Here is a 15851-nt window from a genome sequence, read left to right on the forward strand (position 1 = left end):
GGGGTCGGGCCTATGCCCGGCCCCTTTTTTGTCCAGGCGTTTCCACATCTGACGCCGGCTCGGGGTGGTGGTCGTCGGCGGTCTTGCCATACTGGTGGCTCATTCGATGAAAGGGAGATGCAACGATGGACAAGGTTTGCGCCATCATCGGAATCGGCCCGGGCAACGGGGAGGCCCTGGTCAGACGCTTCTGCGACGAGGGTTATCAGGTCGCCATGCTGACCCGCAGCGAGGACACCCTGAGCGACATGGAGCAGCGTTACGGCAGCGCCACCGGGTTTGTCTGCGATGTCACCGACAGCGACCAGATCCACAAGGCCCTGGGGCGCATCGAGGACGAACTCGGGCCGGTCCAGACCCTGGTCTACAACGCCGGGGCGGGGGTGTTCAAAACGACAGAAGACAGCACCGAGGCGGACTTTGAGCACACCTGGAAGGTCAACACCCTGGGCCTGGCCATGGCCGCCAAGGCGGTGCTGCCCCAGCTGCGCAAGCACGACCAGGCCAACCTCATGGTGACCGGTGCCTCCGCGGCCTGGCGCGGCCGGGCCAACACCGCACCCTTCGCCTCCGCCAAGGCCGCCCAGCGCAGCCTGGCCCAGTCCCTGGCGCGGCAGCTGGGGCCGGAGAACATCCATGTGGGCTATCTGGTGATCGACGGGGTGATCGACCTGCCGCGCACCCGCAAGATGCTGCCGGACAAGCAGGATGATTTCTTCATCCAGGCCGATGCGGTCGCCGACGCGGTCTGGGCGCTGTGCCAGCAGCACCGCTCGGGCTGGACCTTCGAGCTGGACCTGCGGCCGTTCGGGGAGAGCTGGTAACCCATGCGCCAGGCCATTGTCGGATACCACCAGGATGAAGAGAACCACTGGGTGGCGCGACTGGCCTGCGGCCACAATCAGCACGTGCGCCATGACCCGCCCTGGGTCAACCGGCCCTGGGTAATTACCGAGACGGGACGTGCCGGGCGCCTCGGGCAGACGCTCGAGTGCCTGAAATGCGACTGTGGCGAGGCGCGCGACCGGGGCTGATTTGCGATATGATCCGCGCCGGCGGGCGGCTGACAGCATAGGGTTTGGTTAAAAATTGTGCTATTATCCGCCGCCATACACGCCTACCGATTCCCAGGAGCCCGGCTCGCCGCCATGCAATCCGCCAAGCCTTTGTTCGATTACCCCAAGTACTGGGCCGAGTGTTTCGGACCCTCGCCCTTCCTGCCCATGAGCCGGGAGGAGATGGACCAGCTGGGGTGGGACTCCTGTGACATCATCATCGTAACCGGCGATGCCTACGTGGACCATCCGTCGTTCGGCATGGCGGTGATCGGCCGGCTGCTGGAAGGCCAGGGTTTCCGGGTCGGTATCATTGCCCAGCCGGACTGGAACTCGAAAGACGACTTCATGAAGCTGGGCGAGCCCAACCTGTTCTTCGGCGTGGCGGCCGGCAACATGGATTCGATGATCAACCGCTACACCGCCGACCGTAAACCCCGCTCCGACGACGCCTACACCCCCGGTGGCGAGGGCGGCAAGCGCCCGGACCGGGCCAGCCTGGTCTACACCCATCGCTGCAAGGAAGCCTACGGCCACGTGCCGGTGGTGCTGGGGGGCATCGAAGCCTCGCTGCGCCGCATTGCCCACTACGATTACTGGCAGGACAAGGTGCGCAAGTCCATCCTGGTGGATTCCGGCGCCGATATCCTGCTCTACGGCAACGCCGAGCGGGCGATCGCCGAGGTGGCCAACCGCATCTCTCTGGGAGAGTCGCTGGACAGCATTACCGATGTGCGTGGCACGGCCTTTATCCGCCGCGATACGGCTGAGGGCTTCTACGAACTGGACTCCACCCGGGTGGACCGCCCCGGCCGCATCGACAAGCTGATCAGCCCCTACGTCAATACCCAGGAAACGGCCAGCTGTGCCAGTACCCAGGAGGCCGGGCCGCTGCAGGAAAGCGACGAGACCGTGGTGGTGGACCTGCTGCCCAGCTCCAAGGTGCGCCGGGGCAACACCGTGATCCGGCTGCCGTCGTTCGAGAAAGTGCGCAATGACCCGGTACTCTACGCCCACGCCAACCGGGTGCTGCACCAGGAAACCAACCCCGGCAACGCCCGCGCCCTGGTGCAGAAGCACGGCGAGCACGACGTCTGGTTCAACCCGCCGCCGATTCCGCTGACCACCGAGGAGATGGACTACGTCTTCGACCAGCCCTTCGCGCGGGTGCCGCACCCCAGCTATGGCAAGGCCAAGATACCCGCCTACGACATGATCCGGTTCTCGGTGAACATCATGCGGGGCTGCTTTGGCGGCTGCACCTTCTGCTCCATCACCGAGCACGAGGGCCGCATCATCCAGAACCGCTCCCAGGATTCCATCATCCGGGAAATCGAGGCCATGCGGGACAAGGTGCCCGGCTTCACCGGCGTGGTGTCGGACCTGGGCGGTCCCACCGCCAACATGTACCGCATCGCCTGCAAGTCGCCGGAGATCGAATCCGCCTGCCGCAAGCCGTCCTGTGTCTATCCGGGCATCTGCGAGAACCTCAACACCGACCATTCGTCGCTGATCGAGCTCTACCGCAAGGCCCGGGAGCTGCCCGGCGTGAAGAAGGTGCTGATTGCCTCGGGCCTGCGTTACGACCTGGCGGTGGAGTCGCCGGAGTATGTCCGCGAGCTGGTGACCCACCACGTGGGTGGCTACCTGAAAATTGCCCCGGAGCACACCGAGGAAGGCGTGCTGGACAAGATGATGAAGCCCGGCATCGGCAGTTACGACCGCTTCAAGGCCATGTTCGACAAGTACTCGAAAGAGGCCGGCAAGGAGCAGTACCTGATTCCCTACTTCATCGCCGCCCACCCGGGCACCACCGACGAGGACATGATGAACCTGGCGCTCTGGCTCAAGGCCAAGGGGTTCCGGGCCGACCAGGTGCAGGCGTTCTATCCCTCACCCATGGCCACCGCCACCACCATGTACCACACCGCCCGCAATCCGCTGCGCAAGGTGACCTACAAGTCCGAGAAGGTGGGCACGGTGAAGGACCCCAACCAGCGCCGCCTGCACAAGGCCTTCCTGCGCTACCATGATCCCAAGAACTGGCCGCTGCTGCGGGATGCGCTCCAGCGCATGGGCCGGGCGGACCTGATCGGTAACGGCAAGAAGCACCTGATCCCCACCTACCAGCCCAAGACCGAGGGCTATCACAGTGCCCGGCGCAAGAACTCCACGCCACCGGGGGCGGGCCGTGCCGGCAAGCCACTGCTGACCCAGCACACCGGCCTGCCGCCGCGTTCCACCACCGGCAGCAAGCCGTTGCCGGGCCGGCCGAAAGCAAAGAAACCCGGCAAGGTGGCACGCCAACGCCCGGTGCGGGGTTAGTGTCCCGGCTGGTTCATTCGTTGACCTACTGCGTGACGCTGGCGACTCAGGCGCCGTTCTGCTGTGCCACCTCGGCCTTGAGCTGCCGGATGCAGCGATCAAAGGCCCGGCTGATCCGGGTCTGGTCGTGGATCATGGCGATCCGCGGCCAGGTGGCCTGCTCCCCCAATCGGATGAACATCTCCAGGTCCTCGGGGTCGGGGTTGGACAACACCTTGCGATAGAGCGCCGGGCGCACCGGGAAGTGGATGTTGATGTCGCCCAGATAATCCTGGCTCGCCATGGCGTGGGCCTGTTCCAGCAGGGGTCGCAGGATGCCCGGATGGGGGCTCTGGCGAGTCAGCTTGAGCGCCGTGGCCACCTGGCCATGGGCAACCGAGACCGCCGCCTGCTTGGCCCGCGCCTTGATGCCGCGCTGGTGGAGATGGCTGATGAAGGGCACCACATGCGGGTTGGCTTGGCTCACGATGGTCTTGTTGACGTTGTGCAGACGGGCCATCCGCATCAGTGGCAGGTCGCCATGGACACTGCCGTCGATCCAGCTCTCGGTGGGCATGTAGGGCACGCTGCCCTGATGCTGGCCGTCGGGCTCCCTGGCCCGCAGCGTCACCGGCGGGTAGATGCCCGGCACCGCACAGGAGGCCATGACCGCCGAGTCCACCAGCACCGCCGGTGAGGCCAGGTGGTTGAGGAGCCGCGGCTTCTGCTGGGTTCGGGTGGGCGACACCGAGATGCTCAGGATCCTGCCACTGCGCTGGAAGGCCTCACGGAAGCTGGCGCTGCCCAGGTTGCACAGCAGGTGCTCGTGAAGCTGGCGCGGGTCCATGGCGTGGCCGGCCCGCAGGGCCTCCATCAACCCCAACCACCGGAAAGCCTGGCGATGGATACGCTCTGGGTGCTCGAAGAAGGCCTCCACCTCAGCCTCGTCACGGCAGCAGATGGCCCCCGCCACGATGGCCCCCATGCTGGAGCCCGCCATCACGTCCGGCAGCAGGTCCTGGCGCCAGAGCGCCCGGGTGACGCCCAGATGATAGACCCCGAAAGCAGCGCCGCCGCTGAGCATCAGTGCCGGCCGGCCGTACACCCGCTCGGCGTCCCGGAACAGCTGTAACTTGCCGTCCGGAGTGACCTCCGGGATGGGATGGTCGCAGATGAACGTCATGGAGGTTTCCACCTCGTCCAGGAACTCGCTGACCAGACGCTTGGTGCCGGTACGCGCGATGGCGTAGAGGTCCGGGTTGGAAAGCTCACCGAGATGGCGGTAGAGGCTCTCCTGCAGCACGCGGATCAGCCGGCGCATGTCGCGGCTTTGCCGGCACCGAGCCATGACGTCCATGTGCTCGCGCATCAGGCTTTCGTGCAGCATGTCGGTCTCGCCCCGCTCGCGCCAGGCCAGCAGGCCGTCCATGTCGTCCAGGGCCGTGGCGGCGTCCCGCCACTGCTCGTAGCTGCGGGCTGCCGCCAGCTGCTGTTCCAGCTGTTTTCTGGCTCGTGCGTTAGGTCTCATGGGGTCACCATAACCGATCAGAGGCTTCCTGTGGACTGCCGGCTGCGGCCATAAACGGTAAAACGTTTACCTGTTTAAACAAAAACCCAACGGAAAATACCGTGCCCGGATTGCAGAATGACCGCTGCAAATTCCCTCTCAATGTGATGTTTTCCCATGATCAGACTCAGCCAAATGCGCATTCGCTCCCGCCTGATGATCGGCGTACTGGTACCGGTCATTCTGACCGCTGGGGTGATGGGCTGGAGTGCCTACGCCCAGATTCAGAGTCAGGCGGATGCCGAGCTGCAGCGCCTAGAACAGAACCTGCTGGACTCCCGCAAGGAGAGTTTGCGGGATGTGGTGCGGATGGCCTATTCCCAGGTGGAGGAGGTCATGGCGAGGCCGGGCCTGACCAGGCTTGAGGCCCAGGAAGAGGTTCGCGATCGGTTGCGGGCCATGACCTTCGGCAATGACAACTATGTGTTCGCCTACGACCGGCAGACCAACAACATGGCTTACCGGCCGAACCCTGACGCCGAAGGACCGACCACCAAGCCGGTGGTCCGGGAGCTGGTGAGGAACATCATGGCAGCGGCGGAAAATGACGGCTTCTATGGTTACCAGTGGGTCAACCCCGGCTCTGGTAACGAAGAGCCGAAGCTGTCCTACGCTGTGATGATTCCCGAATGGGACTGGATGGTGGGCGCAGGCATCTACACCACCGATATCCAGAAGGTGGTGGACGCCGCCCGGGCCGACATCAATGAGCAGGCGGCCACTACCCTGACCTTCCTGGCTGTGGAATCGGGCCTGGTGGTGCTGGCTGCGGTCGGTCTGGGTCTCGTGGTAGGCCGTTCGGTGACCCGTCCTCTGAACCGCGTCAGCAGCCTGATGCAGGAAATCGCCACCGGCGATGGCGATCTGCGCCAGCGCCTGCCGGACGAGGGCAGTGACGAGCTGGCGGAACTTGGCCAGCGCTTCAACGCCTTTGTCAGCCGTATCCAGGACACCATCCGTGAGGTGGGCAGCACCACCGACCAGTTGGCCTCGGCGGCAGAGGAACTCAGCCGGGTGGCCCAGGAAACCCGGGAGTCGGTACAAGTGCAGGGCTCCGAAACCGACCAGATCGCCTCTGCCATCAACGAAATGGCCGCCACGGTGCAGCAGATCGCCGGCAACGCCAGTGAGGTGGAAAGCGCCGCCTCCGATGCGGATCGCCTGGCCCAGGAAGGCGGCAAGACCGTCAGCAGTGCCCAGCAGTCGGTGAACCAGCTGTCCGAGGAAATCGCCCTCAGCGCCGGCACGATCGATGCCCTGGCGCAGAAGTCGGACGACATCCAGCAGGTGCTGGACGTGATCCAGGCGGTCACCGACCAGACCAACCTGCTGGCGCTGAACGCCGCCATTGAGGCTGCCCGGGCCGGTGAGCACGGCCGTGGTTTCGCCGTGGTCGCCGACGAGGTCCGCCAGCTGGCACGGCGCAGCGCCGAGTCCGCCGACCAGATCCGCACCATGATCGACGGATTTGTTGCGGAATCCCGTACCGCCACCGAGCGCATGCGCAAGTCCCAGGAGCGTTCGGGGGAGACCGTGGAGCGCATCAACTTCGCCACCGATGCGCTCAAGACCATCGAGCGCTCGGTGGAGACCATCCACAGTCAGGTCACCCAGATCGCCGCGGCGGCGGAGCAGCAGGGACAGGTGGCAGAAGAAATCAACAAGAATGTGGTACGAATCGTGGAAGCGGCCCAGCAGAGCGACACTGGCGTCAACCAGACCAGTGACGCCAGTCACGAGCTGGCGCGCCTGGGTGAGAACCTGCGCGACCTGGTGGGCCGGTTCAAGGTCTGAACCGCTGCCGGAGCAGGAGTCTCTCCGGAGGCTCCTGTTCCCGTCCGGTGGATGCCGGGCAGAACCAGGCCCCCGTTGGCGCCGTAAACCAGACTTTCAGGTCCGGATTCCGAGCCCATGCTACCGCTGGTTTACCACCCCGATTACAGCTTCCCGTTTCCCGAGCAGCATCGGTTCCCGATGGCCAAGTTCGGCCTGCTGGCGGAGTATCTGGCCGACCAGGGCATCCTCACCAGCAACAACTGCTACCGGCCCGGCCGCTGCCGTGAGCAGTGGCTGACCCAGGTGCACTGTCCGGATTACCTGCACCGCTTTACCAGCAATACCCTGACCCCGGCCGAGCGTCGCCAGATGAACCTGCCCTGGAGTGAGGGCCTGCGCAAGCGCACCCTGCTGGCACCCTCCGGCACGGTGCTGACGGCCCAACTGGCGCTGCACTATGGCATTGCCTGCCACCTGGCCGGCGGCACCCACCATGCCCATTACGACCACGCCTCCGGCTTCTGCATTCTCAATGACCTGGCCATCGCCGCTCGCGTATTGCTTAAGCAGACCGGAGTGAAGCGGGTATTGATCTTCGACTGCGATGTGCACCAGGGCGACGGCACCGCGGCTCTGCTGGCGGATGAGCCCGCCGCCTTCACCTGCTCACTGCACTGCAAGCGTAACTTCCCCTTCCGCAAACAGACCAGTGACCGGGATGTGGGGCTGGCCGCCGGCATGACCGATGGGGCCTACCTGGAGGCGGTCATGACCACACTGGATGAGGTCCTTGCCGAGGTTCAGCCGGATATCGTGCTCTACGACGCCGGTGTGGATGTGTTCGAGGGCGATCCGCTGGGCCAGCTGGCGATCACCGAAGCCGGCATTGGCGAGCGTGACCACCGGGTGCTGTCCGAGTTGCTGAACCGGCGCATTGCCGTGGCCACGGTGATCGGTGGCGGCTACGACGACGACCGGCGCGCCCTGGCCCGGCGTCACGCCATCGTCGTGGAGGCCGCCGCCCGGTTATGGTCGGAGCGGGGACACTAGCCGGTAGCCCAGGTCAGCATGCTGTGGTAGAGGCCGATGCCCAGGAGCACATTGAAAGGGAAGGTCACCCCCAGTGAGGCCAGCATGGCCAGGCCGATATTGGCGTCGGGAATGGCGTGGCGGACCGCCACCGGAGCGGCAATGTAGGAGGCACTGGCAGTGAGGGTCCCCAGAATGACGGTGGACCCGGTACCCAGTTCCAGCAGCGTGCCCATGGCCAGCCCCGGGATCGACAGCACGGTGGGCATGACCAGTGCAAACATCACCACCCGCCAGTGGCTCCAGCGCAGATTGCGCAGGGTGTCGGCGGCCACCAGGCCCATTTCCAGCAGGAACAGCGACAGCACCAGCGAGAAGGCGTTGGTGAGGGGAATGGTAACGCCGCTACCTTCTTCCGGCCCATAGACCGCGCCGATGATCACTCCGCCCACCAGCAGCACCACGCTGCGGTTGGTGAGGGTTTCCTGCCACAGCGGTGAGCCGGTGGTTGTTGCGGCCTGCGCGCTGAAGCGGCGGTAGAACCAGAGCCCCACCAGGATGGCCGGCAATTCCAGCATCACCAGGTAGAGGGTGACCTGGCCGCCGGCGCTTAGGCCGCGGGCCTCGACCCAGGCCAGTGCCACCGCGAAAGTACCGGCACTGACCGAGCCATAGTGAGCGGCGAAGCTGGCGGTGTCGGCGGTGGACAACCTCACCCCGTAGCGCAGCAGGGGTATCAGCAGCAGCGGCAGGGCAAAGCCCAGCAGGGCCACCGCCGCCATCTCCAGCACCAGGGCCGGCGCAATGTTGCCATGCAGCGCCATGCCGCCTTTCAGGCCGATGGTCAGCATCAGCAGCAGGCTGAGGATGTCGTAGACCTCCCGGGGAATGGACAGGTCGGATTTCAGGGCGCCGGCCACCAGGCCGAGCAGGAAAAACATGACAATGATGTCTGGCATGGCGTCATCGCTGCTGTGGTTGCAAAAAAGACCGCAAAAGGCAGCGGTTGGTCCCAGTGTTGTGGCGGAACGCCGCCAGGTCAATTGCACCATTTCTTGATTGTGGCCCGGCACGAATTGCTACCAGGGTAGGGCTGATCTCGGTCGGAAGTAGACTTGAGGGGCCTTGCGGCCGGCGGGAGACTGGTCAGTCGAGAACAAGAACCGGAGCCCGATGATGATCCCGAGCGGCATTCGCACCTGTCTGGCGTTGATCCTGCTGATGCTGGGGCTGGTGCCGCCACTGCAGGCTGAGCCATCGCCGGACATGCAGGCCCGCATCCAGCAGCTGTTTCCCAAGGCCACCCGGATTGACGACAAACGCACGGACTATCCGGTCTACCCGGTCTACCAGCTGAGCGAATTGCTGGGTTACGCCTACGAGTCCCGGGACATCTCCGACCTGACCGGCTATTCCGGCAAGCCCATCAGCCTGCTGATCGGCATCAATACCGACGGCTACTTCACCGGCGTACAGGTGCTCGACCACCATGAGCCGGTGTTCCTGCACGGTCTGGGGGAGGAGCCCCTGTTCGGTTTCGTGGACCAGTATCAGGGCCGGTCACTGACCGAGCATATCGTGGTCAACAGCAAGAAAGCCGGCAGTGATGCCGAGGGTGAGGGCGGAGTGATCTACTTCGACGGCGTCACCTCCGCCACCATATCGGTGATCATCATCAACGACACCGTGCTGTCGTCCGCCCTCAAGGTGGCCCGCAACAGGCTGGAAGCCTTTGCCCAGGCGCCGGCGGCGCGGCCCAAACCGGACCTGTACGAGCCGCTGGACTGGCAGCAGATGCTGGCGCGGGGCTACATCGGCCACTGGCGTCTGAGCGTGGAGGAGGCCGAGGCCATCATCGGCGACAGCCTGGACAGCTACCCGGAAGTGCCCGAGCCGGAACCTGGCGAGGCCTTCACCGACATCTACTTCGCCTACGCCAGTGCTCCCATGATCGGTCGCAACCTGCTGGGGGACGCGGCTTTCGAGCGGCTCTCCGACAACCTCAAGACCGGCGAGCAGATGCTGGCGGTGATGTCCAACGGCCTGTTCACCCATGTGCCGGCGGACTTCCGGCCCGGCACCGTACCCGGCCGCCTGCTGCTGGAGCAGAGTGGGCTGGTGGTGGAGTTGCGGGACATGAACCGGCTGGATGGCGACACCCGGCTGCAGGCGGATGGCATGCCCGAGTTCCAGCAGGCTCACCTGTTCAAGATGGGCGGCAGTGGCGGTTTCAATCCCGGTGCCGAGGCCAGTTTGGTGATGAATCTGGAGCTGCCCAAGAACCACCTGGTGTCGGACCGGGCCAGCTTCAGCACCGTCATGAACCTGCCCCGGGATCTGTTCGAGACCGTTGAGGTGGCGCCGCCGGTGGAGCAGGACCGGCTGCCGGCCTGGGTGGGGCTCTGGCAGGATCGCTGGCTCCAGGTGGTTATCCTGGTGCTGGGGCTGACGGTGCTGACGGTGTTCTTCGCCCGCCAGCGCCATTTCAGCCGGTTCCCGCGACTGGTGCACCGTTTCCGGTGGGGTTTCCTGTTTTTCACCCTGCTGTTCATCGGCTTCTATGCCCAGGGCCAGCTGTCGGTGGTGAACATCTTCACCCTGATGCTGTCGCTCTACGACGGCTTCGAAATCGGCACCTTCCTGCTGGATCCGGTGATCTTCATTCTCTGGAGCTTCACCTTCGTGACTCTGTTCATCTGGGGCCGGGGCCTGTTCTGCGGCTGGCTCTGTCCCTTCGGCGCCATGCAGGAAATGGCGTCCTGGCTGGGTAAGAAACTGAGACTGCGCCAGCGCAAGGTACCCGAGGCCTGGCACCGGCGCCTGATCCACCTGAAATACCTGATTCTCGTGGGTCTGGTGGGCACCTCGTTCTACTCGCTGACCCTGGCTGAGCAGCTGGCGGAGGTGGAACCCTTCAAGACCAGTCTGACGCTCTATTTCTGGCGCTATTGGCCGTTCGTGGTCTACGCCGTGGGTCTGCTGGTGGTGGGCATGTTCGTGCACAAGTTCTTCTGCCGCTACCTGTGTCCGCTGGGGGCGGGGCTGGCGGTGCTGGGCAAATTCCGCCTGTTCAGCTGGCTGGAACGGGTCAAGCTGTGTGGCCAGCCCTGCCAGGTCTGCCGCAATCATTGCGAGATCAACGCCATCCGCAACGACGGCCGGATCGACTACAACGAATGCATCCAGTGCCTGGAGTGCGTGGTTATCCTGAGGGACGGGGACCAGTGCGTCGACAAGCTGATCCGCAAAAAACGGCATCGCCGTGAGGCCGGCATTCCGGTGGTCAACGTGGCCTGAAGTTCCGGCACGGTTGACCGCCAGTTGTGCCCGCTGCCGGATTTTTCTAGTCTGGATGGCAGCGGGCGGTGGGAGGCAGGTGCATGGTGCTCAAACGCAACGGAATCGAACTCTGGTGGCTGGGACTGGCCGCCGGCCTGGTGCCGTTGCTGACCATCCATACCACCTTTTTCGTATCGGTGCTCGAGGGCCATGTGGCCTGGTGCATGCCCTACTGGGAGAGCTGCACCAGCATCAGCAAGACCGGTCGTCACGGCAGTGCCTATTTCATCTTCAAGGGCACCATGCTGCCGGCGGCCCTGCTGGGCATCCTGTTCTGGTTGCTCAATGCCGCCTGGCTGCGGCAGATGGGCTGTCAGGGCCGGGGTCCGGCATGGCTGCCGTGGCTGGGCCTGGTGGCGGGGCTGGCGCTGGGCGCCTACACCCTGGCTCTCGGCCACGGCGGCGACGCCTTCAACCTGATCCGCCGTATCGGCGTGGTGCTTTATTTCTCCCTCACCTTCATCAACCAGTTGCTGCTGAGCGCCGCTCTGCGGGCCCATGTAACCATGGGTGACACCGGCCAGCGCCTGCTGTGGCTGTGCCAGGTGACGCTGCTGATCGGCATTTTCTCGGTGCTGCTGGACGGCGTGACGCCGGATCTTCATGAGCGGTGGGAGGATGCCTTCGAATGGGTGCTGGCGCTGCTGATCAACCTGCATGCGGTCTGGGTGGCTATGCTGTGGCGCAGCAGTGGCTTTGTCGCCAGGCTCTGGACCGGCTGATCCCGAGTCGCCGTCCGCCCCCATTTGCGTCCTCGCCAAAATTTTTTTTAGCTCTGTGAACTGCGCTAACTGTATTAACCCGGCTTTTCCGGACTACTTCTGAGTCCTTGGCAATGCCCGTTCGGCAGGGGCCGGGGCCGATTCGACGTGAGCCTTTACATCTTTTGACAGTTCTTACCGATCCGTAATCAAAATCCCGCCGTAAATTTCTTTTCAAGTCGACATGAGTATGGCCGCTACACAATCACTGGCAGCCATTCCGTGGTCACCGCAAAGGAGATGATTTGATTATGGCCCGCACGAGCCGCGAGCAGCACACTGGCATGCAATGGTACCGGCAGCCCACCGTCCTTGTAGTGGCGACGCTGCTGGCGATGCTGGTGGTGTGGCTGCTGGTGGACTCGCGACTGGTCCAGGGTCTGGCCCTGCTGACCGGCGCCGTTATGATTTTGGCGCTGGTGTACCGGATGGAGCGGCGTTCGGCCCGCCAGGCAGCGGACCAGCAGGCCGCCGGCGATGAAAAAGCCGACGATGCCTCCGAGCTGATCGAACAGTTGGTGGGCCAGCAGACCAGCCTGATCGAAGACCTCACCGCCGAAAGCCAGCAGGCCAGGGCCCTGCTGGAGGACGCCGTGCCCGCCCTGGGCGACCTGTTCGTACGCCTCGAGAACCACACCCTTAAACAGCAGGAGGTGGTTGCCCCCTTTACCACCGACAAAGACGACGAAGTGTCCTACCGCCATATGGTACGCGATGTGGGTGAGCTGATGGGCCGGTTCGTCGACACCATCGTGGAAATGAGCCGCGTGTCCGTGGAGCTGGTGGACGTCATGCATGATATCAGCGCGGAGATGGCCGACATCGGCGCCACCCTCAAGGACATGGACGCCATTACCAGCCAGACCAACCTGCTGGCCGTTAACGCCGCCATCGAGGCCGCCCGCGCCGGCGAGTCCGGCCGCGGCTTCGCGGTGGTGGCCTCAGAGGTGCAGGCGCTGTCCCGCCGGGCGGAGGAATTCAACGAACAGATCCGCACCAAGGTGGGCAAGGCCCAGGGTCTGGTGGGCTCCGCCGAGCAGGCCATCAACGACATGGCGTCCCAGGACATGAACTTCTCCCTGCAGTCAAAACGCTCGGTGGACAACCTGATGGACGAGGTGGAGAGCCTTGACCAGGCCCGCAACGAGGGGGTCGCCCAGCTGGCGGACATCGCCGAGTCGGTGCAGGCGGACGTCAGCCAGATCGTCACCAAGATGCAGTTCCAGGACATGGTGACCCAGCTTCTGGACCGCATGAACGAGCGCACCGAGCTGGTACGCGAGCACCTGGAGCTGCTCCGCAACGACCTGCCGGCCGTGGGGGCCGCGGCGGCCCCGGAAGAACAGCGGGAGCGTTTGCGGTCACGAATCGGAGCGCTGCGGGAAGCCTACAAGGGCATCCGCGACAGCGCGGTGAAACAGAAAGATCTGTCGGAAGGCAGTGTGGATCTCTTCTAACACGGGGTAGGACAGAATATGGATGCGGATTTCAACGTTCACTACACGGTGACTGACGGTGTTGCCGTGCTTGCGCTGCAGGGGCGCTTTGATTTCAGCCAGTACTCGCTGTTCAAGGAGGAGCAGAGCCAGGTGCTGGAAAAACCGGATGTTAAAAAAATCGTGCTGGATTTCGGTCAGCTCCACTACCTGGACAGCGCCGCCCTGGGCGTGATGCTGGTTTTGCTGGACCGCGCCAAGGAGTCCGGTAAGACCGTCTCCATCCGGGGTGCAAGCGGGGTGGTGCGTGAGATTCTCGATGTGGCGCACTTTGACCGGATGTTCGAGATAGAGAGGTGATATGAAGCCGGAAGCTTCCGGACAACGGAAACTGCGCATTCTGCTGGTGGACGATGATGTGGCCACCCGCAGTCTGTTGGGCAGCTTCCTCAATCAGCAGGGTCACCAGGTGGTCAGCGCCGAGAACGGCGCCGAAGGCCTGGATGCGTTCCTCTCCGGAGCGGCGTTCGATCTGTTCATCATCGACGTCACCATGCCGGTGATGGACGGACTGACCCTCTGTGCCGAGCTTAAGCGGCGGCTTGAGACCTGGGTGCCGATCATGATGATCAGCGCCAATGCCGAGGAGAACGACCAGGTGAAGGGCCTGGATATCGGCGCTGATTACTACCTGGCCAAGCCCATCAGCTTTCCCCTGCTCAAGGCCGAACTGGCCGCCTCCCAACGGATCGCCGGGCTCTACAGCGACCTGCAGGAAAAAACCGACGCCCTTGAGCGCTACTACAACCGCAATCGCGCCGATAACGACCTGGCCCGGGAGCTGCTGGACCGGATCTTCCAGGGCGATGGCAAGCAGCAGGTGGACGCCCAGTACATGGTGACCCCCGCCGGCGAGTTCAGCGGCGACATGATCGTCACCCTGCGCACCCCCTCCCAGCGCCACTACAGCCTGGTGGCCGATGCCACCGGCCATGGTCTGCCAGCAGCGCTGACCCTGATGCCGGCGGCCGAGACCTTCTACCGGCTGGCCCGGGACGGCTACAGCCTGGGCGCTATCGCACGGGAACTGAATGCCCGCCTGAGGACAAGTCTGCCCAGAGGTCGCTTTGTCGCCGCCACCCTGATCATGGTGGAGCCCTATTCCCGGCGGCTGGAGATCTGGAACGGTGGCAATCCGCCCGCCTGGCTCTTTGATGATCACAGACGGGAGCTGATCCGCCGCTTCCCGTCCTGCCATCCGGCCCTGGGCGTGCTGCCGGATGAAGACTTCGATCCAGGCCTGGCCGCCTGTGTTTACGACCCCAACCACGCCCTGCTGGCCTGTACCGACGGTATTGTCGAAACCGAGTCGCCCACGGGTGAGATGTTTGGCGTGACCGGTTTTGAAGCGGTGGTGACCTGTCCGGAGCGGGACCAGGACATTACCCTGGCGGTGAATCAGGCCCTCGACCGATTCTCCGGCGGCACCGACGCCCGGGACGATCGCACTATCCTGGTTTTGCCACTGATCGGTTTCGAGAGCGGCGAGCTCACCTACCAGCCGGAAATCTCCATAGGCAACGACGCCATGACGGATGGCGCCATGATGCAGAGCCGGAGCCGGGAGGGCTGGTATTTCTCCGTTGGCGTCAGGGGCCAGACCCTGAAAGATGCCGAGCTGTCGCCGATGGTCAACCAGATGCTGACTCATATTGGCCTGACCGGGCGCAGCGCCGACCGGGCCCATGTCTGTATTACCGAGCTGATCAACAACGCCATTGATCATGGCGTGCTGGGACTGGACTCGGCCCTGAAAAACTCGCCGGAAGGGTTTGACGAGTACTTCAGCGAACGCCGGCGTCGGCTGGAGGCCCTCCGCCACGGCGGCGTGTTCATCCGCGCCAATATGGACCAGCTCCAGGGCCACTATCTGCTGACCATGTCCATCAGTGACACCGGCAGCGGTTTTGAATCGGAGCACTATCACAAGGCCGCCAGCGACAGTCAGCCTTCCGGCCGCGGTCTGCGCCTGGTGGGTGAACTGGCGGACAGCTTCAGCTACAGCGACGGTGGTGCCACCGCCGAGTTCCAGATCATCCTGGATGCCCGGCCCGGCAAGGGCTGGCCCGAATCCACCCGTCCGCCCGGAAGCGGGCCGGTAACCCATTTTGAAACAGAGTGAGGAAGCAACATGGCCAAATCCGTTCTGATCGTCGACGACTCCGTCTCCATCCGGCAAATGGTGAGTCACGCCCTCAAGGGCGCCGGCTATGAGGTTTCCGACGCGCCCGATGGCCAGGCGGCGCTGGACAAGGCTCGCCAGACCAACCTGGATCTGGTGATCACCGACCAGAACATGCCGCGGCTGGACGGCATCGGGCTCACGAAGGCGCTGCGTAGTGACAGCCGCCATCGCCGCACCCCCATCCTCATCCTCACCACCGAGGCCAGTGAGGAGATGAAGGCCAAGGGCAAGGCCGCCGGCGCCACCGGCTGGCTGGTGAAGCCCTTCGAGCCCGGCAAGTTGCTGCAGGTGGTGCAGAAAGTCATCGGGTAAGCCCGTCATTCATACCGGTAGGGGGAC

13 protein-coding genes are annotated in these 15851 nt (G+C 64.2%); 11 read left to right on the plus strand and 2 right to left on the minus strand.

Annotated features, from left to right (window positions below; all coding sequences use genetic code 11):
* Positions 1-125: 125 nt before the first annotated feature.
* The 3 genes from R3280_RS12150 to R3280_RS12160 all read left to right on the plus strand — a co-directional run bounded on the left by R3280_RS12150 (position 126) and on the right by R3280_RS12160 (position 3380).
* Positions 126-824 carry an SDR family NAD(P)-dependent oxidoreductase gene (locus tag R3280_RS12150; RefSeq protein WP_318998875.1) on the plus strand — a complete coding sequence of 233 codons (699 nt, stop codon included), beginning with the start codon at positions 126-128 and terminating at the stop codon, positions 822-824.
* A 3-nt stretch (positions 825-827) separates the two neighbouring features.
* Complete coding sequence (locus R3280_RS12155; protein ID WP_318998876.1) at positions 828-1034, plus strand: DUF3565 domain-containing protein; 207 nt, start codon at positions 828-830, stop codon at positions 1032-1034.
* 114 nt (positions 1035-1148) lie between these two features.
* Entirely contained in the window at positions 1149-3380 is a 2232-nt protein-coding gene (locus R3280_RS12160; protein WP_318998877.1) for a YgiQ family radical SAM protein, read from the plus strand.
* A 46-nt stretch (positions 3381-3426) separates the two neighbouring features.
* Here the strand turns inward: R3280_RS12160 and R3280_RS12165 are convergent, their stop codons facing one another.
* A complete protein-coding gene (locus R3280_RS12165) occupies positions 3427-4887 on the minus strand; it encodes a patatin-like phospholipase family protein (RefSeq protein WP_318998878.1) in 1461 nt (486 codons plus the stop codon).
* A 156-nt stretch (positions 4888-5043) separates the two neighbouring features.
* On the opposite strand from R3280_RS12165, the gene R3280_RS12170 reads away from it, so the two are divergent.
* On the plus strand, positions 5044-6720 hold the full coding sequence (locus R3280_RS12170; protein ID WP_318998879.1) for a methyl-accepting chemotaxis protein: 1677 nt from the start codon (positions 5044-5046) through the stop codon (positions 6718-6720).
* 117 nt (positions 6721-6837) lie between these two features.
* Positions 6838-7752 (plus strand): histone deacetylase, encoded by a 915-nt coding sequence (locus tag R3280_RS12175; RefSeq protein ID WP_318998880.1) that lies wholly within the window; start codon positions 6838-6840, stop codon positions 7750-7752.
* Here R3280_RS12175 and R3280_RS12180 read toward each other — a convergent pair.
* Positions 7749-8690 carry a sodium-dependent bicarbonate transport family permease gene (locus R3280_RS12180; RefSeq protein ID WP_318998881.1) on the minus strand — a complete coding sequence of 314 codons (942 nt, stop codon included), beginning with the start codon at positions 8688-8690 and terminating at the stop codon, positions 7749-7751. The two genes, R3280_RS12175 and R3280_RS12180, sit on opposite strands and share 4 nt — an antisense overlap.
* A 214-nt stretch (positions 8691-8904) precedes the next feature.
* Here R3280_RS12180 and R3280_RS12185 point away from each other — a divergent pair, with 214 nt between their 5' ends.
* The 6 genes from R3280_RS12185 to R3280_RS12210 all read left to right on the plus strand — a co-directional run bounded on the left by R3280_RS12185 (position 8905) and on the right by R3280_RS12210 (position 15824).
* The gene (locus R3280_RS12185) at positions 8905-11028 is read left to right on the plus strand and encodes a 4Fe-4S binding protein (RefSeq protein ID WP_318998882.1); all 2124 of its coding nucleotides are present in this window, start codon (positions 8905-8907) and stop codon (positions 11026-11028) included.
* Positions 11029-11111: 83 nt separating this feature from the next.
* Positions 11112-11792: a hypothetical protein gene (locus R3280_RS12190; RefSeq protein ID WP_318998883.1), complete on the plus strand. Its 681-nt coding sequence runs from the start codon at positions 11112-11114 to the stop codon at positions 11790-11792.
* Between the two features lie 290 nt (positions 11793-12082).
* A complete protein-coding gene (locus R3280_RS12195) occupies positions 12083-13288 on the plus strand; it encodes a methyl-accepting chemotaxis protein (protein ID WP_318998884.1) in 1206 nt (401 codons plus the stop codon).
* A gap of 18 nt (positions 13289-13306) precedes the next feature.
* On the plus strand, positions 13307-13627 hold the full coding sequence (locus R3280_RS12200; RefSeq protein WP_318998885.1) for an STAS domain-containing protein: 321 nt from the start codon (positions 13307-13309) through the stop codon (positions 13625-13627).
* A 1-nt stretch (position 13628) separates the two neighbouring features.
* Entirely contained in the window at positions 13629-15449 is a 1821-nt protein-coding gene (locus R3280_RS12205; RefSeq protein ID WP_318998886.1) for a SpoIIE family protein phosphatase, read from the plus strand.
* A 9-nt stretch (positions 15450-15458) separates the two neighbouring features.
* A complete protein-coding gene (locus R3280_RS12210; RefSeq protein ID WP_318998887.1) occupies positions 15459-15824 on the plus strand; it encodes a response regulator in 366 nt (121 codons plus the stop codon).
* Positions 15825-15851: the final 27 nt, after the last annotated feature.

Source organism: Marinobacter sp. (assembly GCF_033722195.1).
Lineage (GTDB): Bacteria > Pseudomonadota > Gammaproteobacteria > Pseudomonadales > Oleiphilaceae > Marinobacter.